Genomic DNA, 19264 nt, shown 5'->3' on the forward strand with positions numbered 1-19264 from the left:
GCCGCCGCAGGCGGTCCGGCCCCCGTCGCGACGACGGCGGCGCCGACGCCGGCGGCGCCGACGCCGGCCGGGGCCGCCTCAGCGGCCCCGGCCGGTCTGCGCTCCGACCGAACGGTTCTTACCCTCGCGCCTGACCAAGGCGCCGAAATCAAGCTGGTGATGCAAGCCGGGGCCACGGCGCGTTTCACCTGGACCAGCAGTGGCGGGCGGATCAACTACGACACCCACGCCGACCGGCCCGGCACGCCCTACCACGGCTATAACAAGGGCTCGGCCGAGCGGGTCGAGGATGAACTGACTGCCGCCTTCACCGGCAGTCACGGCTGGTTCTGGCGTAATCGGACGGGCCAACCCGTGACCATCACCCTGATCACCGAGGGCGCCTACAGCGAGGTCAATCGGGTCGTTTGAGCGACCGGGTCATTTCTTCGTCGTCGGCCAACGATCATGGCGTTCGTCGATGACGAAGGGGTGGGCGTGGGCCGCGTCATCCTCGCCGCGGCCCTCGCGCCGGTGAGGATCGTCGGCCGGCATATCCCCATGACTGTGGGGAAGGTTCTCGGGGTCATGGGCGGGCCAGATCAGCAGGCCCAGGACAGTTCCGGTCGCGCACAGCCCCGCCAGCACCAGGAAGGCCGCGCCCGGATCGACGGCGGCGCTGACCAGACCCGCCACGGGGTAGGCGATCAGCCAGCAGGCATGGGACAGGGCGAACTGCGCCGCGAACAGGGCTGGTCGGTCTCCCGCGTTGGACGACCGGCGCAGAGCCCGCCCCGCCGGGGTGATCGTCAGCGAATATCCGAAGCCCATGATCACCCAAAGCGCCAACAACGCGACGTAGCTGACGGCCAACCAGGTCCCGGCCAGCAACACTCCGGTCATCGTCGCCGCGCCAAGCACCATGGCCGAGCGGTCGGTCAGCCGACCGAGCAGGCGCGGCAGAAACACCGCCGCGGTCATGGAGCCGCCGCCGAACGCCGCCAGCGCCCAGGCCGTCGCCTGGCCAGACAGACCAAAGCGCGACTGAACGAGAACGACGGTGTTGACGAACACCATGGCTCCGCCAGCCGCGGTCGCCAGGCTGATGGCCAGCAGGCCCCGCAGGCGCGGCGTCAGGGCGAACAGGCGCATGCCGCCGGTGAGGCGTTGCAGGAAGGGCTTCTGGGCCGCCTTGCCGAGCTTGGGCAGGACAGCGGTGACCACGAACAGAGCGGACACCACGAAACCCACGGCAGTGCCCGCGAACAGGTTGCTGTAACTCATTACCGCCAGCAGAAGAGCCGCGAGCACGGGACTGGCGACGCTCTCCAGGTCGGCGGCGAGCCGCGAGAGAGACAGGGCCTTGGTGTATTCCCCTTCGTCCGGCAGCAGATCGGGGATCATGGCCTGGAAGGCCGGGGTAAAGGCGGCCGAGGCCACATAGAGCACGGTCATCAGGGCATAAACCTGCCAGGCCTCGCCGACGAACGGCAGGGCGGCGGCCACGCCGGCGCGGACGACGTCCAGAGAAACCAGCAGCACCTTCCTGGGCAGCCGGGCCGAAAGCGCGCTCGCGAACGGCGCCACGCCGATATAGGCGATCATCTTGATCGCCAGCGCCGCGCCGAGGATTTGGCCCGCACTGGCACCCGCGAGGTCGTAAGCCAGCAGCCCGAGTGCCACGGTCGCCATCCCGGTCCCCAGCAAGGCTGAGACCTGGGCAATGAAGAGGTGGCGATAGCCGGCGTGGCGAAGTGGAGAGAACATCAGGAACCGTCTGAAACGCGCGGATGAAGCCGCTAGCCATATCCCTTCCAGGGGGATAGCATTGTATCATGGCTCACGTCGCTCATGAATCCCACCCCGAGATCGTCAATCGGCTGAAACGCGCCGAGGGGCATCTGCGCAAGACCATCGGCATGATCGAGGCGGGACGCAGCTGCCTCGACCTGGCCCAGCAACTTCATGCGATCGAAAAGGCGGTCGCAGCGGCCAAGAAAACCCTGATCCACGATCATATCGACCATTGCCTCGCGCACGCTTCGGACGGCGATCCGGCGGAAGCCCGACAGGCGGTTGCCGCGTTCAAGGCGATCACCAAATATCTCTGACAGCGGCCAGGCGGCGCGCCGTCGGCCCGTCCGCAGTCTCCGAACGGCCCGCCCCGCTCGGCAGGCGAGAGCCGGTGCGCCCAGGCCAGTGGACGAGCGCAGGATGGCCCCGACCGATGCTCAACCCACGCCCTGTCGTCCTTTTCAGCCCCCGAAAACACCCAGGTGTTCGAGCAGGATCGTCAACCCGAGGACGACCAGCGCCAGACCTCCGAGGAGTTCGGCGATCTTGCCGAAGCGCTGGCCGACCGCCCGGCCGATCAGCATGCCGAGCGTGGTCAGCAGGAAGGTCGTAAAGCCGATCGAAGCGGCGATGACCCAGATGTTGGCGCCGATGAAGGCCAGACCGACGCCGACGGCGGCCGCATCGATGCTGGTCCCGACCGCCGTGGCGATCAGTCCCCACGCCCCCGACCGGCGTGGAGCGTCGCTCTCCTCCTCAACTCGGGCGCGGGTCGCCTCCCAGATCATCTTGCCGCCCACGGCGGCCAGGAGGCCGAAAGCGATCCAGTGGTCGATCCGTTCGACCAGGCCGGCGGCGACCATGCCGAGCGCCCAGCCGATCACCGGCGTGATGGCCTCGATGACGCCGAACACCAGGCCCGCCTTGAGCGCGCCGGGCAGGGTCGGCCGATGCGTGGCCCCCCGTCCGACGGCGGCCGCAAAGGCGTCCGTGGACATGCTGAGGGACAGGATAGCGATGGCGACGGGGGTCATTGGGGATTTCCACCGGGCGACAGACAGCGCTTCCCACTCCGGCCGGTGCGGCGGTGGGACGCGCTGGTCTCGCTAGGCGGCGGTTCCGCTGGTCGGACCACGCGTCGAAACGCGAGTGTGTTGATCCGACCCCGGCGATCAAATGCCGGAAGCTACTCCCCAACAGGAAGCGGTCTTCTAGAGGGTCTCGCGCCCCGCTGCAAGATACTATAGGGGAGTATCCATGGCGCACACCTCCGCGAACAAGAAGAAGCTCGTAACCCGGGTCCGTCGCATTGCGGGACAGCTGGGTGCGATCGAACGCGCGATCGAGTCCGAGGCCGGCTGTTCGCAAATTCTGCAGCAGGTCGCAGCGGCGCGGGGAGCGATGGGGGGGCTGCTGGAGGAACTGATCGAGGATCACCTGCGGCACCACGTGGCCCGCCCCGATCTTAACGAGGCCGAGCGCCGGAGCGGGGCCGACGAACTGATCACCATCATTCGTCGCTATTCGAAGTAGCCGGGCCCATGGCGACGACGACCGCCGACGAACGACCTCGCGACCGGAAAATCCGGATCGCGCAACCGGCCAAACCTACTGGGTCGGCATGACGTCACCCGCATCCAGCCAGCAAATGGACTTTCCGATGGGCGATCAATCCGGACGCAGCCTCCCTGCCCTCACCGACCAGGCGGAGGCCCGCACTATCGTCCCGGCCGCCTCGAATTGTGAGGACGGTTCCGGGCACGCCCCTGTCGACGCCGGTCATGACCGCGATCACCACGATCACGACCATGACCACGACGACGATGGTCACGATCACGAGCATCCGTTCGAGTGGCCGGAGGCGATCCGCATCGGTTTCGTGGCGGTGACGGCGGCGCTCGTGTGGTTCCGGATTTGGGAGCCGCTTGAAGCGATCAGCCTGATCGGGGTCGTCGGTCTGCTGGTGGGCGGTTGGCCTATCGTGAAGGAGGCCTTCGAGAACGTCCTTCAGCGTCGCATGACCATGGAACTGTCGATGACGATCGCCATCGTGGCCGCGGCGGCGATCGGCGAGTTCTTCACGGCGCTGATCATCACCCTCTTCGTGCTGGTGGCCGAGGTGCTGGAGGGATTGACGGTCGGCCGCGGCCGAAAGGCCATCCGCGATCTGCTGGAGTTCCTGCCCCGCGAGGTCTCGGTTCGCCGAACGGGCGCCATCCGGACCGTTTCGGCCGAGGAACTCAGCATCGGCGATGCGATCCTCGTCGCGCCAGGCGGACGTATTCCGGTCGATGGTGCGGTCTTGTCAGGCCATTCGTTCGTCGATGAGTCCCGCATCACCGGTGAATCCATGCCGGTGGAGAAGACGGAAGGGACTGCTGTCTTCGCCGGGTCCATCAATCAGTCCGGCGCGCTCGAAGTTCGAGCCGAACGTATCGGCAGGGACACGAGCTACGGCAAGATCATCGAAGCGGTGGAGCGCGCGGAGCGCTCCCGAGCGCCGGTTCAACGGCTTGCGGACCGCATGGCGGGCTACCTCGTCTATTTCGCCCTCGGCTCGGCCGTCCTGACCTATCTGATCACCCAGAACATCTACTCCACGATTTCCGTGGTCATCGTCGCAGGGGCCTGCGGCATCGCCGCCGGCACGCCCCTGGCCATCCTCGGCGGTATCGGTCGCTCCGCCCGGCTCGGCGCGATCATCAAGGGCGGCGTCCATCTGGAGACGCTCGGCAAGGTCGATACTGTCGTGCTCGACAAGACGGGAACGCTGACTTTCGGCCGGCCCGAGGTCCAGGCGGTGGTGACCGTGGCCGGCGCAACGCCGGACGACCTTCTCGACGCGGCGGCTTCCGCCGAGTTGCGATCCGAACACCCCCTGGGCAAGGCGATCGTCGCCTACGCCCTGAACCAGGGGCGAACGGTGACCGAGCCGGAACACTTCGCCTACACGCCAGGCCGGGGAATCGTCGCCAGGGCGGGCTCCTCCGTCATCCTTGTCGGCAATCAGGCCTGGATGCAGGACAATGCGGTGTCGATCCCCGGCACGCTCAGCGCCGGCGTCCAGGCGGCTTCCGAGGTCTACGTCGCCCGGAACGGCTGCCTGCTGGGCGCGATCGCGGTCGCCGACACCGTACGACCGGAAGCCAGGCGCGCCATAGAAGGGCTGCACGGCCTCGGCATCCGCACCCTTCTGCTGACCGGCGACGCCCTTCCCGTCGCCCAGGCCGTAGGAGCCAACCTCGGCATTCGGGACATTGAAGCGGGCCTGCTCCCGGAAGACAAACTCGCCCGCATCCAGGCGCTCGTGGGGCAGAAGCGGATCGTCGCCATGGTGGGCGACGGCGTAAATGACGCCCCCGCGCTCGCCGCCGCGAGCGTCGGCATCGCCATGGGCTCGGGAACGGATGTCGCCCAGGAAAGCGCCAATGTCGTTCTTCTGGGAAATGATCTCGTGCGCCTCGTCGACACCTTGCGGATCGCGCGACGGACCCGCCGGATCATCTGGCAGAATTTCGCCGGCACCCTGGCCATCGACGCCCTGGGGATCGGTCTGGCGGCCGCGGGCTTTCTCAATCCGCTGTTCGCCGCCTTCATCCACGTCGCGTCGGAGCTCGCCTTCATTCTCAACTCGGCCCGGCTCCTGCCCGCCGTGGCCAGAACGGATGAGGCGATCCCCGCGCCGACACCGATCGGCGTCCGTCCTGCGGCGGCCATGCCGTGAGTTCTGATTCGCCCTGCATCGACGTCTGTCGCTTCGATGGTCGAACCGGCTGGTGCGTGGGCTGCGGCCGTTCGGTTCCGGAGATCCGGTCCTGGCGCAAAATGCAGCCACGGGCCCGACAGCTGATCCTCAAGGATCTCACGCGACGCCTGCGACGGCTGGAGGATCAGGGGCGATCCCAGGCCGATCGACCCTCCGCGGCCCCCGCCGATCTGTTCCAGAACCGGGAGAGATGATCCCGGGAGACGCGAACAGCACGCCCGGGCTTCGTCACGGGTCGAGCGCGCTCGGGCGGTGCGGATGCCTCGCGGTTACCGGGCGGTCGCGATCTTGCCTCCGGTCGCCGGGCTTCAGAGCGACGCGCCCACCGCCGCTCCCACCGCGGAGGTGACCGCCATGGCCAGAGCGCCCCAGATCGCCACCCGCCCGGCCGCGCGCAACCGGCCTGCCCCGCCCGCAGCGGCGCCGATGGCCCCAAGCCCGGCGAGCGAGACGAGCGCTCCGGTCGCCACGGCCGGCGCGACCCAGGTCGGGGGCGCTCCAAGCGCGATGAGGAGGGGCAAGCCGGCGCCGGCGGAGAATGTCACGGCCGACGTCAGGGCCGCCTGCACCGGCCGCGCCTTCATTCCGGGAACCAGACCAAGCTCGTCATGGGCATGAGCAGCCAGCGCGTCATGAGCCATCAACTGATGGGCTACGGCGGTGGCTGTTTCGTCGTTGAGGCCGCGTCGGACGTAGATGGCCGCGAGCTCGGCGATCTCGGCTTCCGGGTCCGCGGCGATCTCGCCCGCCTCGCGCTCCAGATCCGCCGCCTCGGTATCCGCCTGCGAACTGACCGAGACATATTCGCCCGCCGCCATCGACATCGCGCCCGCGACCAGACCGGCGATCCCCGTCAGCAAGATGTCGCTGGGCCGCGCCGCCGCCGCAGCCACGCCGACGATGAGGCTGGCGGTGGAAACGATCCCGTCGTAGGCGCCGAGGATCGCGGCGCGAAGCCAGCCAATCCTCTCCACGAGGTGTCTTTCCCGGTGCAACAGCATCCCGCTCTTTCCTGTCTTGCCCCGTCTTCGAGTCCGAAAGGTGGAGCGGGTCAATACTATCAGTAACCGACCACGGCAGTACTTGCCGTTTCGCGAATTCTTCTCATTTTTACAATAGATTTGTTTGATGGCTTGGCTGACTATTTGCGTATAGAGGAGAGGGGCCGTCATACCGAAGCCAACCTTGACCTGCCCCCAGGAGACTGCCTGATGTCAACAGACCGAAGCCTGCTGACCAAAGCCCTGCACGGGCTCCTGGCCATTGCGGTGATCCATCAGCTGGTGATCATCAATTTCATGATCGCGCCGAAGCCCGGACGCGCCGAAAACTTCGCGTTCGAGCTTCACGAATGGGTGGGCCTGACCAGCCTCGGCCTTCTGCTGGCCTACTGGTTGTGGACCCTGGTCCGTCGGGGCGAGGCTCGCTTCAGGCTTCTGGTTCCATGGTTCTCGCCGAAGGCGACCCTGGCCGTCTGGCGTGACTTTCGCCTTCACCTGTCCGCCTGGCGGCGTGGACGACTGCCTGACATCGACTCTCATCCCTTCGCGCACGCCGTCCACGGTCTTGGCTTGATCGTCATGAGCGTCATGGCGGTGACGGGAACGATGAGCCTCATCTCCGTCCTTCCCGAATCCGTCCGAACCGCGGGCATGAGCGTCCACGAGGCGTCATCCAAGCTCGTCTGGGCCTATGTGATCGGTCACGCCAGTCTTGCGATCCTGCACGAAGTCGCGGGCCATCGGCTTTTTCGGCAGATGTTCTGGTCACGCTGACGCAGGGCCTTTGCTCGCGGCGTCCAGCCGCTGGAGGATCTCTGTTTGGATTTCGAGATGCCGGATGATCTCCTCCACCTCGAGCTCGGCCTTCTGATTGACGGCGAAATCCTCGTCGGCTCTGGCTTCCGCGTGACGCCCCTGAATGTTCTGGCCCACCATGATCAACGGCATCAGGAGGATCTGGATGAGATTGGAGATGAACAGCCAGAGCACGAACCCCATCGGGGGGTCGAACCGGAGATGAACCGGGGCGAGCAGGTTCCAGCCGAGCCAGAGAACCGACCATGTGGCGATCATCAGGAAGAACCCCATGGTTCCGACCCGTGTCGTGATCGTGATGGCGAAGCGGTCGAGCGGAGACAACCGCTCTCTGGTCTGTTCGTTGATGTTCCGAAGGGTCGGCCGCCGCTGTCTGAGCGCGTTCAGGCCGAGCAAGTTGGTCGGACGATGCATGATTGTTCCTCGGCCTGTATTCCACACTCAGACGCGTCGCGACGATCAGGACCCTCACGGTGAACCCGGAGCAAGCGTGTTTCCAACTTGTAACGCGCGCGAGAGCATTGGCGAAGGTTGGCCGGCCTAGTGTTCGATCACGCCCGATGCTGGGCGAATGGAGACGTCACATGACTCGCAAGAAACTCATTTTCGGTTTGTCGGCGGCGGCGCTGATCTCGGCCGCGGCCATCGGCGGGGCGGCGGTCGCCGCCAATCCGGGCCCGCCTGGCGAGGACGAACGCGATGAGATTGCCGCCGTCAACGGCGCGCGCGTCTCGCTGGCCCAAGCCGTAGCCATCGGGGAACGCCAGGGATCGGGCAAGGCCATGGAAGCCTCGTTCGACGACGAAAACGGCCGTAGCTGGGAAGTCGAGATCGCAAGCGGCGACCGCGTCGCCACCTATGCCGTGGATGCCGCCAGCGGGGCGGTGAGCGCGGTCGCCGAAGAAGCCGACGAAGCCAACGAAGGTCCCGAAGACAACGATTGACCAGGACGCCGTCCCTCATCGGGGGGCGGCGGTTCCTCACCGAGTGGCCCAAATGAAACTCCTCCTTCTCGAAGATGACGCCGAGGCCGCCGAGTTCGTGCAACGCGGGCTCGCGGAGGCCGGGCATACGGTCGATCTCGCCACTAACGCCGACGACGGGCTGCATCTGGCGCTCGAGGGCGCGCATGACGTTCTGATCATCGATCGTATGGTGCCGGGCGGCGACGGCCTGTCCGTGGTCCGGGCGGTTCGCGACGCGGGCAAGGCCACGCCCGTCATATTCCTGACCGCGGTCGGCGGCGTCCGCGACCGTGTCGAAGGCTTTGAGGCGGGCGGCGACGACTATCTGGTCAAGCCCTATGCGTTCAGCGAACTGCTGGCGCGGGTGCAGGCCCTGGGCAGGCGCTCGCCGTCCATCGATCTGAGACCCGTCCTCGACGTGGGAGATCTGCAGCTTGATCTCGCCGCCCGGACGGCGCGGCGCGGATCGACCCGGCTGGACCTCACGCCCCAGGAATTCAGGCTTCTGGAGTTTCTTGTCCGCCATAGCGGTCAAGTCGTCACCCGGGCCATGTTGCTGGACAAGGTCTGGGGATTTCACTTCGATACGAAGACCAATCTGGTCGACGCCCATATGAGCCGGCTCAGGGCCAAGGTCGATCGGCCCTTCGGTCAGGATCTCATCCATACGGTCCGTGGCGCGGGATACATGATCGATGACTGCGCCTAGATTCCTGGCCTCGTCCGCCCTGCGGCTGGCGGCCGTGTTCGCCGTGATCTTCGCGCTCGGCGGCGCCCTGATGTTCACAGCCTTCTATTGGTCGGTCGCCAGCTATGCGAACGCTTCGATCCGCGATGACTTGCGAACGGAAACCCGGATTCTGTTGTCGGACGGCGGCGCTGAGAACCCTGCGATCCTGGCGCGCCGGGTCGCGTCTCGAATCCAGGCCGCCGACGCGCTGAAATACCTCGTTCTGGACGCCGAGGGCCGCGTCCTAGCGGGCGGGCTTCCAGCAAGGCCCACCGTCGCAGGCTTCAGCGAGGTCACGGCGCCGGCGCCGCCGGACGGTCGGGAAACGTCCGGCGAACTGGCCACGATCGAGGTGCTGGTCACTCAACTCCCACGGGGTTCCCTTGTGGTCGGCAAGAGCAACTACGCCATTCACGAACTGCGCGAGTGGATGGGGCTCCTCACGATCTGGGGCGTGATCGGCATGACCGTGCTCGCGGCGATCGGAGGATTGGCGTCGGGCGCCGTCCTGGCCCGCCGGCTCGACCGCGTGAACGCGGCGACGGCGCGGATCATGCAGGGTCATCTGAGCGACCGAATGCCGCCGATCGGGCTCGGAACCGAGTTCGAGGCGCTGCGCCGGAACCTCAATCGCATGCTGGACCGACTGGAGGCCTCGATGGAGGCGATACGTCATGTCTCGTCCGATATCGCCCACGATCTGCGCACCCCGCTGAACCGGCTGCGGCATCGCCTGGAACATGCGAGGGCGAACCTCACCACGGTCGAGGCCTTTCAGGCGACGGTCGATCTCTCCCTCACAGAGCTCGACCAGACGCTCGACATCTTCGCGGCGCTGCTCCGGATCGCCCAGATCGAGGCGGGCGCCGGACGGTCGAGCTTCGGCCCGATCGACGCCGGCCAGATGATGCAACGGGTGTTCGAGGCCTATCAGCCGGTCGCCGAGCAAGCCGGGCACGTGCTGGGGTTCAGAACGGAAACCGGGGCCGCAATCACCGGAGATGAGGATCTCCTGGTTCAGATGGTGTCCAACCTGGTCGAAAACGCGATTGTCCACTCGCCCGCGCCGGCTCACATCGGCCTCGACGCCCGCATCGAGGACGGCAGGGTCATCCTCGCGGTTCGGGACAACGGCCCGGGAATCCCGTCGGCCGATTTGTCGAAGGTCACCCAGCGCTTCTATCGCCTCGATCACAGCCGTGGATCTCCGGGCTCCGGCCTGGGCCTCGCCCTCGTGGCCGCGATCGCCGCCCTGCACGACGCCCGACTTTCACTTCAATCCGGCGAGCCCGGCCTGGTCGCTTCGATCGGGTTCGAGCGCGCGACTACAGAAAGCCTTGCCGCATGACCCATGCCGGTTCTCCTCCGATCGCAGATACGGCGAGCAAGGTCGCCACGGTCACCTTCGCCTTCTGGGTCATGAAAATCTGCGCCACCACCGTCGGCGAAACCGGCGGCGACCTGCTGTCGATGACGCTCAACATCGGCTACGCCGCGAGCTCGGTGGTGTTGATCGGCTTCTTCGTCGTCGCCCTCACGCTCCAGTTGAGGGCCCGGCGGTTCCACCCCTTCCTGTACTGGGCCGTCATCCTCGCCACGAGCACGGCGGGCACGACCCTCTCGGATTTCATGGATCGAAGTCTCGGCCTGGGCTACGCGACCGGCGCGACCCTTATCGCCACGACGCTGGTCGCCGTGCTCGCGGCCTGGCGCCTGACGACGGGCTCGATCGCCGTCGATCACATCCGCGATCCGAAGATCGAAACCTTCTACTGGATCGCGATCCTCGTCTCCAACACCCTGGGCACCGCCCTTGGAGACTTCCTGGCCGACAGTTCGGGTCTCGGCTACGGACTCAGCAATCTGCTCATCGCGGCCGGGATCGGCCTGACTGTGCTCGCCTACTTCTTCACCCGTATCTCGCGCACGGTGCTGTTCTGGATCGCCTTCGTGCTGACCCGACCATTCGGCGCGACGATGGGCGACCTGCTCACCAAGACGCCGGACAAGGGCGGCCTCGGCTTCGGCACCATTGGATCAACGGCGGTGTTGCTCGCCATCCTGATCGCCATGGTCCTGATGACGAGCTGGAGCCTCCGGGCCAAAAAGCAGCGAGCCGTCGCTTGACCGCGCCGCGCCCGGAGGCGGGCGAGCGCACCGAAAAGCCGCTGGGCCTCCACTGGCGGCTGACGGGCCGGCCCCTGCCCGCCTTCTTCTGTGCCGCCCTCGGTTCATGGACCTTTCCAAAGCCGGATCTGCGTCGGGTCTCACAGCCGATCACCGTCGCGGTCTCACCATGATCATCAAAGGGATCAGACGCTGAGACGACGACGAACAGACACGCTATCCTTCTGATCGTCGCCGCGTGAGGCGCGGTGCGGTCGCTACTCAAAGACGGGTTCCAGATGACCACCTCAAACTCCGTTCGACCCCTCGACCTCCGCCGCGTTCAGTTGATCCGCAAGGCCGTTCTGCTGGTCGCGATCCTGTCTGTCGTGGCCCTGGCCGCGATCACCCAGTCCATCGGCGGCGAGACGGAATGGCACGAGGGCCTCGAAACATTCGGCATGGCGGCGATCATCATCTGCATTGTCGGCCGGGCCTGGTGCTCGCTCTACATTGGCGGGCGCAAGAAGGCCGAGATCGTCGATCGCGGACCCTATTCGATCAGCCGCAATCCGCTCTATGTCTTCAGCTTCCTCGGCGCCTTCGGCATGGGCGCCCAGACCGGCAGCGCGACCATCGCAGGGCTCTTCGTCCTGATCGCCGTGCTGGTGTTCGCCGCCACGGTGAAACGCGAGGAGGCGTGGCTCGCCGACACCTTCGGGCCGACCTACGCAGCCTATGTCGCGCGCACGCCGCGCTTCTGGCCTAATTTCTCGATGTGGCGAGACCAGGAGATCATCGAGGTGAGGCCCCGGTTCTTCCTCACGACGCTCAGAGACGGTTTCGTCATGCTGCTGGCCCTCCCCCTGTTCGAGAGCCTTGAGCATTTCCAGCAAATCGGTTGGCTCAGGGTCCTGTTGAACTTGCCCTGAAGCCGGATAGGTTGAACCCGACCGCTTGCGGCACGGGCGGTGGGGGAAGGAGTGATCCCTTGGCCATAGACCCCGAAGTCATCCAGTTCACCGTGATCCGCGGCGATGGCGATTGGCGCGTTCTCCGCGATGGACGGAATTCCGGACAATTCGACTTCAGCGTCGACGCGATCGAGTCCGCGTTGGTCCGGGCGACGACGCTGATCGACAAGGGCGCTCGGGTCGAGGTTTTTGTCCAGGACGCGGCCGGCCAACTTCGCCAGGTCGATCCGGTCGGCGGCGAAGTGCTGCACTGATGGTCGTCCAAAGCTTGCGGCCGCCCGGGTCGACCGGGCCTGGACCCGATGCCGGACCGGGGCATCTGGGTTGGACGTGCCGTCAAGCGGTCAGCTCATCGGCCGGTCCTGAAATCTGCGCTGCCCGCACTGACGCCGGTGTTCGCGGCTAGTAGCTGCCGTCGTTCGGCGCCGGAAACCTTGATTGACGCATCCGTGCGCCGGCGCGCTGCAGAGTCTCGATCTGCCGCTCGACCGTCTCATCAAGCGTCTCGACCAATCGGACTCCGATTTCATCGCCACGTCGCCAGGCGACATCCGCCATATGCACGGCGCCGCCCGGCTGGATCTCCAGGCGCAGTCGGCCCGTCAAGACGACGCGGGAACTCAGGCGAAGCCGCGCGCCGTCCTCGTGGAGGTCGCGAAGGATCGCGTCCACGACCTCGTTCCAGGGACCGTAAGTAATCCGGCAGCGCAAAACGCAGCGCTCCCGTTGAATGGAACGACGGTCGGCGTCGGCTTGGGCGGATTTCGATCCTGTCCTCATGGGCCTCAACTTGCCCGGGCGAGCTTTCAAAACCATGAGCGTCGGTCGGCTACTCGTCTGGATGCGTCGATCCGGGCTAAGACCAACGGCATGAGCGCACCCCTCAGGTCCGGCCTTCGAGCGGTCCCCCGAAGCATCTGGGCGATCGGCTTCGTCTCCATGTTCATGGACGTCTCGTCGGAGATGATTCACAGCCTCCTGCCCGTCTTTCTGGTGACCGGCCTTGGCGCGAGCGTCGCGCTCGTTGGACTGCTAGAAGGCGTCGCCGAGGCCACGGCGTCGATCACCAGGGTTTTCTCCGGCTGGCTCAGCGACCGCCTTGGCCACCGCAAATGGCTGGCGGTGGCGGGCTATGGCCTGGGCGCCTTGACCAAGCCGATCTTTCCGCTCGCGGTGACCCCGTTCGAGGTGTTCGGCGCGCGATTCGCGGACCGCGTCGGCAAGGGCATTCGCGGCGCGCCCCGCGACGCCCTGGTCGCCGACATCGCGCCGCCCGGGATCCGCGGGGCGGCGTTCGGTCTGCGCCAGTCCCTCGACACGATCGGCGCTTTCGCCGGCCCCCTCGTGGCAATGGGCCTCATGTTCGTTCTCGCAGGCGACATCCGCGCGGTATTCGCCTGGGCCGTGGTTCCAGCCGCGCTTGCGGTCGTGGTGCTCATCTTCGCGGTCCAGGAGCCCCGCCCCGTCGACGGCGTGCGTCATCCGCGACCGCCGATCCGATGGATCGATGTGCTCGCGATGGGCGGAGCGTTCTGGTCTGTCGTCGCCCTGGGCGTGGTGTTCACCATGGCGCGGTTCAGCGAGGCCTTCCTGGTGTTGAGGGCGCAGGATGTCGGCCTCGCCATCGCTCTTGTGCCCGTGGTGATGGTGGTGATGAATGTGGTCTATTCGGTCGTGGCCGCGCCCGCCGGGAGCCTGTCGGACCGGATGGGTCGACGTTGGCTGCTCATCCTGGGCCTCGCGATTCTGATCGCCGCCGACCTGGTCCTTGCCTTCGTGGCGACTATTCCCGGTGTTCTGATCGGGGTCGCCCTGTGGGGCCTGCACATGGGCCTGACCCAGGGATTGCTGGCGGCTCTGGTCGTGGATACGGCCCCGTCGCACATGCGTGGAACGGCCTTTGGTCTGTTCAATCTCGCCAGCGGCGTGACCTTGCTGGCGGCCAGTGTCGTCGCCGGCTTGCTGTGGTCCCGGATGGGACCGGAGACGACCTTCCTCGCCGGCGCCGTGTTCGCCCTGCTGGCGACGGCAGGGCTTGTGTCTATGGTATCGCGTCGTCCGGGCGGAGGGACGGCGGCCCTCTGAGCGGCTTCCTGGCCGTTAGTCGCCGCCCTCGACCGCACTGGAATCATCAGTCGGCTGAGGACTTCATCCGCCCCACCCCGTCGAGTTCCTCGAAGGCCTTCGGCGCACTCGAGGTTGAAGTTCTGCGGTTCGCCGGACACCTGTGCCGCCAAGGCACTGGCCCGCCGACGCTCAGCGATGGTCGCGATCTGAAGGGAAAGGCAAGGCCTGGTCTGTGAGACCTCGGATCCTCCCGGGAACCGCCAGCCTGGGGCCTGTCTGCAGGCCGGGGAACAGATCATATCCGCTCCAGCGCCCCCTTAAGCTTCGCCGCGACCTCCGCCGCCTTGTCCGACAGCGCCGGATTTCCGATCGCCTGCATGGAGGCGACCGGATCGATCGCGGCGACCTCGATCATCCCGTCCGGGCGTTCCTGCACCACCACATTGCAAGGCAGCATGGTGCCGACCTTGTCCTCGAATTGCAGCGCCTCATGCGCCATCGCCGGATTGCAGGCGCCCAGGATGAGATAGGGTCGGAAGTCCACGTCGATCTTGGTCTTCAACGTCGCCTGAACGTCTATTTCGGTGATGACCCCGAAACCTTCCTGCTTCGGCGCCTCGCGAGTCCGGCCGACCACCTCGTCGAAACCGCCCTCGAGGGTCCTGGAAAAATAGTAGGTCACGGCTTTGTCTCCGTTGCAGATATCGCGTGGCGATCAATCGTCGTTGGGCTCATCTTGAGACGCGTCGGTCATCCAGCCCCAGCGCTGGAAGATTTCCGCGCCCGCCGGGGATTGAAGGAACTCCAGAAATTTCTGGCTGTCCGAATCCTCGCGCCCCAGCGTGGTCACGACCGCGCCCGTGTCGCGATAAATCCGGTAGGGCTCCTCGACCTCGACCAGATCCGCCACCTCCCGATTGGCCACCTGCCAGATGTTCCAGATGATCCAGGCGTCCAGGGTGGGGTCGGCGACCCAGGCCGTCCTGGCCTCGGCGCTGTTGGGAGCGAACAGGACGATGTTCTTCCTGAGCGCGCGCACGCTGCGGATGTCGCCCGCGCGTCCGGCCATGTCTTCCCACAGGCCGTCCTGTCCTGCGCCGTTAACCACCACGATCCGGTGGCCCGGCTCGAACAGGTCGGCCAAGCCTTCGATCGTACCCGGGTTGCCCGGACGCACCAGGATCGCCGCCTGGCGCAGATAGAGGGGCTCGACGTTTGCGGCTTCGATACGCCCCTCCATGGCGGTGACGAAGTCGGTCATCATTGTCTCCGAGCCGCTGAAGATCACATCCGCGTCCAGCTTGGCGTTGGCCAGCCATTGCGGCGTCGGACCGGCGACGACGGTCACCTCGCGTCCGTACGTCCTCGTGTAGGTTTCGGCGGCCTCGCGCATCGCCGGGGCAGGCCCGCCCGGCCCGTAGACATGCAACGGATCGGCCCGGGCTGCCGTGGCCCACAGGAGCGACGCGAGCGCGCCGCCGACGATCAGGATATGCGACTTCATGGGGCGGTCCTTATTGATGGCGCCAGGCCGACGCGTTGCGGTCTCGCAGGGCCGTAACGAACGGCGGGTCGCCTTGATCCGTCGGTCGCGCCGCCACCAGATTCGCAGGGTCTACTCATCCCCCCTCGACGAGGAAGTCCGCGCCGACCGGTCGATCCAGGACCTCGCCCACCCAGGCCCGCAGATCGCGTCCAAGCGCGGGATTCGGGCGCTCCGCGCGGTAGACGAGATCGCCTGAGTGGAGGGAGCGCGCGAGCAGCGGAGCGGACAAGCCGCCGGCGCCGACCCGGTCGAAATGCCGTCCGTAGTTGGCCGCGACCACCGGCGCGTAAAGCGCCGGATCGGCCGTTAGCCGCTCCGCGGCGTCGCGGTAGGCCTCGACGACGACCTCGAGCTGCCGGCGCTTCTCACTCACCCCCAAGACCCTGTCCGAAACATGCAGGCCGCCGAGTGGTAACTGGTCGGCGGGGAAGGCGGCGAACCCTGAGAAGATCGCCTGCAGGTCCAGGGCCGTGAACGGCGCCGCCGGCCCGGCTGCCGCCGGCGTCCTTGATCGCGCGACCAGGCCGGTGCTTCCCGGACTGGGCACGGTGATGGCGGCGGCCTGGCCCGACATCATGCGCTGCATGCCCGATTTGATCGGCAGGTACTCCACCTGTAGGTCGTTGACCGGGTCGATGCCCTGACGACGGGCGGCCGCCTGGAAGATCAGGTCTCCACCGCCGCCTCGGCCGGATCCGACCGGGCCGCTGACGATGGTGGTCCGCCCCTTCAGATCCTGGAAACCTCGCACCCCGGCGGCCGCGACCTGGAAAAATCCCCGCCAGGTGGTGAGGGTGTGAAGCCGAAGGTCGGGAACGGCGCCGGACAGACGCTTCCGGGCGGCGACATAGGTCATCGCCAGCATCGCATCCGCCTCGCCCGAAGCGAACAGGGCGTCGGCGTCCCGCGACTCGGCGATCGGCAGCAGTCTCACTGGAAGCGAGGGATTTAGGCTCATCGCCAGGATCAGCGGAAACACATGGGGATTGGGGGCCGTCGCGATCTCCAGCCCCGGCGCGGGCCTGGGACCCGCCACCGCCATCCCCGCGTAGGTCGCCGCGCTTGCCGCGACGCTGACCGCCAGGAGCCGTCGCCGGTCGAGCCTGGTCGTGAAATCTCTTTCGCCGTCAACCAACTGTGTCATCTGGCGTTTCCTTTGATGATTGGGCGTCATCCAGAGCGCCCGAGACTTACGCCAGCCTTAAGAACCTCCGGTCGCCTGAAAACATCGGTTAGACAAACCCAAGCGCATCGGCGCTTCGATAGAGCATGTAGATGGCCACGACGAAGATCAGCGCCGCGAACACCGAGTTCAGCGCGCCCTTCTTGTCGGAAAGGTGCCTGGCCAGTCGCGAGCCGAACAACCCGCCCACCACGCCGCCGCCGACGAAGGCGAAGGCCAGCGGCCAGTCGACCCAGCCGGACATGGCGTAGTTGAATGCCGTGGTCAGGCCAAAGGCCGTCACGCCGACGAGCGAAGAGCCCACGGCGTAATAAATCGGCATGCGAGTCGAATACATCAGGCTGGGCACGATCAGGAAGCCGCCGCCGATCCCGAAGAACCCGGACAGGATGCCGGTCGCCGTTCCTGTGCCGATCAGCTTGGGGGCGTTCTGCCGCGTCAACAGGACCGTCGCATCGCCCGAAGCCGATCGGCCGCGCATCATCAGCGCGCCCACGACGAGCATCAGCACCGCGAACAGGGCCAGCAGCTGTTGTCCGTCTATGGCCTTGCCGAGGGTGGAGCCGACCAGCGCCCCGATCACGCCGGCCCCGGCGAACAGGCCGGCGATCTTCCATTTCACCGTGCCGCCGCGCGCATGGTTGACCAGGTTGGCGGCGGCGTTGGCGGCGACCGCGAACGCGCTGGTCCCGATCGCCAGATGCGGATCCTTCACGCCCACCAGATAGACGATCAGCGGCACGGCCAGAATGGATCCTCCGCCGCCGACCAAGCCGAGCGAGAAACCCACGACCGCGCCGGCGCCGGCACCGAGGAAATATTGAAGCAGGCTCAGGGTCGTCACGGCCCGGGTCCCTGGGCCGCGGGCGCGGGCATCAGATGGGTCCTTCGAGGCGCGGCTTGAGGCCGGTCACATCATGGTCGGCGCCTTTCGCCGTCGCGATCAGGGCAGCCGCCCGCTGCTCGTCCTTGCCTACGAGGGCCCAGAGCTTCGTCGTGCGCGCGCCCGGGCGGCAGAAGCCGAGGATCGGCCCGGGCAGATCGGCCAACGCTACCCTGAAGGTGGCGACGTCCGCTTCCCCGATCGCGTCGCCAACCACGGGGATGTGGCGAAACTCAAGACCGGCGGCCTCGGCCGCGGCGGCGATCTCGGCGGCCGCGGGCTGCCTGGGCGCCTCGCCATCGGGGCGGTTGCAGATGACGGAACGATAGCCCCGGGCGGCGAGGGACGGCAGGTCCGCCGGACTCAGCGGCGGCGAGATCGAGAGGGTTTCATCGAGCGGGCGAATGTCCATGACGGTTCTCTCCTGGGCCGGGTGGCGGCGGGGCGAGGGCGGCGGCGCCTTGCGGCGTCCGTCGTTCAACCCAGGCTGACCGGAAAATAGTTGGCGGGAATACGGAAGAACACACGACCGTCGGCCTCCGCCTCGGGCAGGACGCCGCCGCGGATGTTCACCTGAAGGGCGTAGAGCATCAGTTTGGGCAGCGGCAGGGTCGCGTCCCTCGCCTCCCTGAGGGTGACGAATTCGGACTCGGAGCGCCCGCCGCCGACGTGGATGTTGTCGCGGCGCTGATCGGCCACGGTGCTGAAGCAGGCAGGTTCCCGACCGTCCGGCCCGTAGTCGTGGCCGACGAAGACGCCGGTTTCTTCCGGCAAGGCCAGGATGTCCTGGATGCTGCCGTACAGCACGTGGGCGTCACCGCCCGGAAAGTCGGCGCGGGAGGTGCCCGCATAGGGCATCATCAGGGTGTCGTGCACGAAGGCGCAGCCGCCGACGACATAGCTGATCGACGCCAGGGTGTGGCCGGGGGACAGCATCACCCGGCCCTCCAGTCCGCCGATCCGGAAGGTGTCGCCGGCGGCGAACAACCGGTCCCACTGACGCCCGTCGGTCGGAAAGCTTTCGGGGAGCCGGTAGATGTCCTTCCACAGGGCCTGGACGCCCCGAACCTTTTCGCCAATGGCCGTCGGTGCCCCGAGCTTCTCGTGAAGATAGGGAGCGGCGGAGAAATGGTCGGCGTGCGGGTGGGTGTCGAGAATCCACTCCACCTTCAGGCCGGCCTCGCGGACATGGTCCACAAGCGCGTCGGCATTGCGGGTGGAGGTGGCGGCGGCCTTTTCGTCGAAATCCCACACCGGGTCGATGATCGCCGCCACGCCCGAGTCCGGATCGCTGACCACATACTGCCAGCTGCCGGTCTTCTCGTCATGCAGCGCCGCCACCTGCGCGCCGCCATGGCTGATGTATCGCATCGATGATCCTCCGGCGTGACGGATGCCGTCAGGCGCAATAACTTCCATGATTGCGCAAAGGATGCGGGATGAACGGCGCGAGG

At 66.7% G+C, this 19264-nt stretch carries 24 protein-coding genes, 1 pseudogene and 1 riboswitch; of the genes and pseudogenes, 14 read left to right on the forward strand and 11 right to left on the reverse strand.

Going from position 1 to position 19264, the window contains the following annotated elements; genetic code table 11:
* Positions 1 to 411 (forward strand): annotated as a pseudogene (locus WC555_RS03040) (transmembrane anchor protein); the annotation flags it as partial.
* A gap of 9 nt (positions 412 to 420) precedes the next feature.
* On the opposite strand, the gene WC555_RS03045 reads toward WC555_RS03040, so the two are convergent.
* The gene (locus WC555_RS03045) at positions 421 to 1746 is read right to left on the reverse strand and encodes an MFS transporter (protein ID WP_373251041.1); all 1326 of its coding nucleotides are present in this window, start codon (positions 1744 to 1746) and stop codon (positions 421 to 423) included.
* 68 nt (positions 1747 to 1814) lie between these two features.
* On the opposite strand from WC555_RS03045, the gene WC555_RS03050 reads away from it, so the two are divergent.
* Complete coding sequence (locus tag WC555_RS03050) at positions 1815 to 2090, forward strand: metal-sensing transcriptional repressor (RefSeq protein ID WP_292098942.1); 276 nt, start codon at positions 1815 to 1817, stop codon at positions 2088 to 2090.
* 144 nt (positions 2091 to 2234) lie between these two features.
* On the opposite strand, the gene WC555_RS03055 is transcribed toward WC555_RS03050, so the two are convergent.
* Positions 2235 to 2807: a manganese efflux pump MntP family protein gene (locus tag WC555_RS03055; RefSeq protein ID WP_373251042.1), complete on the reverse strand. Its 573-nt coding sequence runs from the start codon at positions 2805 to 2807 to the stop codon at positions 2235 to 2237.
* 5 nt (positions 2808 to 2812) lie between these two features.
* Positions 2813 to 2977, reverse strand: a riboswitch (yybP-ykoY riboswitch).
* Between the two features lie 53 nt (positions 2978 to 3030).
* On the opposite strand from WC555_RS03055, the gene WC555_RS03060 reads away from it, so the two are divergent.
* From WC555_RS03060 to WC555_RS03070, 3 genes are all read left to right on the forward strand, one after another.
* The gene (locus WC555_RS03060; RefSeq protein WP_373251043.1) at positions 3031 to 3306 is read left to right on the forward strand and encodes a metal/formaldehyde-sensitive transcriptional repressor; all 276 of its coding nucleotides are present in this window, start codon (positions 3031 to 3033) and stop codon (positions 3304 to 3306) included.
* 127 nt (positions 3307 to 3433) lie between these two features.
* Positions 3434 to 5497, forward strand: coding sequence for a heavy metal translocating P-type ATPase (locus tag WC555_RS03065; RefSeq protein WP_373251045.1), 2064 nt, complete (start codon positions 3434 to 3436; stop codon positions 5495 to 5497).
* Positions 5494 to 5733, forward strand: a complete 240-nt coding sequence (locus WC555_RS03070; RefSeq protein WP_373251047.1) for a DUF1289 domain-containing protein — start codon at positions 5494 to 5496, stop codon at positions 5731 to 5733. The genes WC555_RS03065 and WC555_RS03070 overlap by 4 nt, the downstream gene beginning before the upstream one ends.
* Before the next feature lie 114 nt (positions 5734 to 5847).
* Here WC555_RS03070 and WC555_RS03075 read toward each other — a convergent pair whose 3' ends face one another.
* Complete coding sequence (locus WC555_RS03075) at positions 5848 to 6540, reverse strand: VIT1/CCC1 transporter family protein (RefSeq protein WP_373251049.1); 693 nt, start codon at positions 6538 to 6540, stop codon at positions 5848 to 5850.
* A 132-nt stretch (positions 6541 to 6672) separates the two neighbouring features.
* Between WC555_RS03075 and WC555_RS03080 the strand changes: the two genes are divergently transcribed.
* Entirely contained in the window at positions 6673 to 7314 is a 642-nt protein-coding gene (locus WC555_RS03080; protein ID WP_373251050.1) for a cytochrome b/b6 domain-containing protein, read from the forward strand.
* Here the strand turns inward: WC555_RS03080 and WC555_RS03085 are convergent.
* Complete coding sequence (locus WC555_RS03085) at positions 7306 to 7770, reverse strand: DUF1003 domain-containing protein (RefSeq protein WP_373251052.1); 465 nt, start codon at positions 7768 to 7770, stop codon at positions 7306 to 7308. The genes WC555_RS03080 and WC555_RS03085 overlap by 9 nt on opposite strands.
* Positions 7771 to 7940: 170 nt before the next feature.
* Between WC555_RS03085 and WC555_RS03090 the strand changes: the two genes are divergently transcribed.
* From WC555_RS03090 to WC555_RS03120, 7 genes are all read left to right on the forward strand, one after another.
* The gene (locus tag WC555_RS03090; protein WP_373251054.1) at positions 7941 to 8300 is read left to right on the forward strand and encodes a PepSY domain-containing protein; all 360 of its coding nucleotides are present in this window, start codon (positions 7941 to 7943) and stop codon (positions 8298 to 8300) included.
* Positions 8301 to 8352: 52 nt separating this feature from the next.
* Complete coding sequence (locus tag WC555_RS03095) at positions 8353 to 9030, forward strand: winged helix-turn-helix domain-containing protein (protein ID WP_305758944.1); 678 nt, start codon at positions 8353 to 8355, stop codon at positions 9028 to 9030.
* Positions 9031 to 9064: 34 nt separating this feature from the next.
* Positions 9065 to 10399 carry a HAMP domain-containing sensor histidine kinase gene (locus tag WC555_RS03100; RefSeq protein ID WP_305758943.1) on the forward strand — a complete coding sequence of 445 codons (1335 nt, stop codon included), beginning with the start codon at positions 9065 to 9067 and terminating at the stop codon, positions 10397 to 10399.
* On the forward strand, positions 10396 to 11178 hold the full coding sequence (locus tag WC555_RS03105) for a hypothetical protein (protein WP_305758942.1): 783 nt from the start codon (positions 10396 to 10398) through the stop codon (positions 11176 to 11178). Before WC555_RS03100 ends, WC555_RS03105 begins: the two co-directional genes overlap by 4 nt.
* Positions 11175 to 11351, forward strand: coding sequence for a hypothetical protein (locus WC555_RS03110; protein WP_373251056.1), 177 nt, complete (start codon positions 11175 to 11177; stop codon positions 11349 to 11351). The genes WC555_RS03105 and WC555_RS03110 overlap by 4 nt, the downstream gene beginning before the upstream one ends.
* A 105-nt stretch (positions 11352 to 11456) precedes the next feature.
* Complete coding sequence (locus WC555_RS03115) at positions 11457 to 12089, forward strand: isoprenylcysteine carboxylmethyltransferase family protein (RefSeq protein WP_373251057.1); 633 nt, start codon at positions 11457 to 11459, stop codon at positions 12087 to 12089.
* Positions 12090 to 12148: 59 nt separating this feature from the next.
* On the forward strand, positions 12149 to 12385 hold the full coding sequence (locus tag WC555_RS03120) for a hypothetical protein (RefSeq protein ID WP_373251059.1): 237 nt from the start codon (positions 12149 to 12151) through the stop codon (positions 12383 to 12385).
* A 148-nt stretch (positions 12386 to 12533) separates the two neighbouring features.
* Here WC555_RS03120 and WC555_RS03125 read toward each other — a convergent pair whose 3' ends face one another.
* A complete protein-coding gene (locus WC555_RS03125) occupies positions 12534 to 12947 on the reverse strand; it encodes a PilZ domain-containing protein (RefSeq protein ID WP_373251061.1) in 414 nt (137 codons plus the stop codon).
* Here WC555_RS03125 and WC555_RS03130 point away from each other — a divergent pair.
* Entirely contained in the window at positions 12885 to 14216 is a 1332-nt protein-coding gene (locus WC555_RS03130; protein WP_373251063.1) for an MFS transporter, read from the forward strand. The genes WC555_RS03125 and WC555_RS03130 overlap by 63 nt on opposite strands.
* Before the next feature lie 277 nt (positions 14217 to 14493).
* Here the strand turns inward: WC555_RS03130 and WC555_RS03135 are convergent, their stop codons facing one another.
* From WC555_RS03135 to WC555_RS03160, 6 genes are all read right to left on the reverse strand, one after another.
* Positions 14494 to 14880, reverse strand: a complete 387-nt coding sequence (locus WC555_RS03135) for a DUF302 domain-containing protein (RefSeq protein WP_373251065.1) — start codon at positions 14878 to 14880, stop codon at positions 14494 to 14496.
* A 33-nt stretch (positions 14881 to 14913) separates the two neighbouring features.
* Positions 14914 to 15702: a substrate-binding domain-containing protein gene (locus tag WC555_RS03140; RefSeq protein ID WP_373251067.1), complete on the reverse strand. Its 789-nt coding sequence runs from the start codon at positions 15700 to 15702 to the stop codon at positions 14914 to 14916.
* Positions 15703 to 15817: 115 nt separating this feature from the next.
* Positions 15818 to 16918 (reverse strand): hypothetical protein, encoded by a 1101-nt coding sequence (locus WC555_RS03145; protein WP_373251069.1) that lies wholly within the window; start codon positions 16916 to 16918, stop codon positions 15818 to 15820.
* 58 nt (positions 16919 to 16976) lie between these two features.
* Positions 16977 to 17771 (reverse strand): sulfite exporter TauE/SafE family protein, encoded by a 795-nt coding sequence (locus WC555_RS03150; RefSeq protein ID WP_373251071.1) that lies wholly within the window; start codon positions 17769 to 17771, stop codon positions 16977 to 16979.
* A gap of 31 nt (positions 17772 to 17802) precedes the next feature.
* The gene (locus WC555_RS03155) at positions 17803 to 18222 is read right to left on the reverse strand and encodes a TIGR01244 family sulfur transferase (protein ID WP_305758935.1); all 420 of its coding nucleotides are present in this window, start codon (positions 18220 to 18222) and stop codon (positions 17803 to 17805) included.
* 65 nt (positions 18223 to 18287) lie between these two features.
* Entirely contained in the window at positions 18288 to 19181 is an 894-nt protein-coding gene (locus WC555_RS03160) for an MBL fold metallo-hydrolase (RefSeq protein ID WP_305758934.1), read from the reverse strand.
* Between the last annotated feature and the right edge of the window lie 83 nt (positions 19182 to 19264).

This window comes from Brevundimonas sp. (assembly GCF_041648615.1).
Lineage (GTDB): Bacteria > Pseudomonadota > Alphaproteobacteria > Caulobacterales > Caulobacteraceae > Brevundimonas.

Coding starts and splice junctions, on each gene's coding strand:
- WC555_RS03045 (WP_373251041.1), bottom strand. CDS start 1,746: ATGTTCTCTCCACTTCGCCACGCCGGCTATCGCCACCTCTTCATTGCC.
- WC555_RS03050 (WP_292098942.1), top strand. CDS start 1,815: ATGGCTCACGTCGCTCATGAATCCCACCCCGAGATCGTCAATCGGCTG.
- WC555_RS03055 (WP_373251042.1), bottom strand. CDS start 2,807: ATGACCCCCGTCGCCATCGCTATCCTGTCCCTCAGCATGTCCACGGAC.
- WC555_RS03060 (WP_373251043.1), top strand. CDS start 3,031: ATGGCGCACACCTCCGCGAACAAGAAGAAGCTCGTAACCCGGGTCCGT.
- WC555_RS03065 (WP_373251045.1), top strand. CDS start 3,434: ATGGGCGATCAATCCGGACGCAGCCTCCCTGCCCTCACCGACCAGGCG.
- WC555_RS03075 (WP_373251049.1), bottom strand. CDS start 6,540: ATGCTGTTGCACCGGGAAAGACACCTCGTGGAGAGGATTGGCTGGCTT.
- WC555_RS03085 (WP_373251052.1), bottom strand. CDS start 7,770: ATGCATCGTCCGACCAACTTGCTCGGCCTGAACGCGCTCAGACAGCGG.
- WC555_RS03090 (WP_373251054.1), top strand. CDS start 7,941: ATGACTCGCAAGAAACTCATTTTCGGTTTGTCGGCGGCGGCGCTGATC.
- WC555_RS03095 (WP_305758944.1), top strand. CDS start 8,353: ATGAAACTCCTCCTTCTCGAAGATGACGCCGAGGCCGCCGAGTTCGTG.
- WC555_RS03105 (WP_305758942.1), top strand. CDS start 10,396: ATGACCCATGCCGGTTCTCCTCCGATCGCAGATACGGCGAGCAAGGTC.
- WC555_RS03115 (WP_373251057.1), top strand. CDS start 11,457: ATGACCACCTCAAACTCCGTTCGACCCCTCGACCTCCGCCGCGTTCAG.
- WC555_RS03125 (WP_373251061.1), bottom strand. CDS start 12,947: ATGGTTTTGAAAGCTCGCCCGGGCAAGTTGAGGCCCATGAGGACAGGA.
- WC555_RS03140 (WP_373251067.1), bottom strand. CDS start 15,702: ATGAAGTCGCATATCCTGATCGTCGGCGGCGCGCTCGCGTCGCTCCTG.
- WC555_RS03145 (WP_373251069.1), bottom strand. CDS start 16,918: ATGACGCCCAATCATCAAAGGAAACGCCAGATGACACAGTTGGTTGAC.
- WC555_RS03155 (WP_305758935.1), bottom strand. CDS start 18,222: ATGGACATTCGCCCGCTCGATGAAACCCTCTCGATCTCGCCGCCGCTG.
- WC555_RS03160 (WP_305758934.1), bottom strand. CDS start 19,181: ATGCGATACATCAGCCATGGCGGCGCGCAGGTGGCGGCGCTGCATGAC.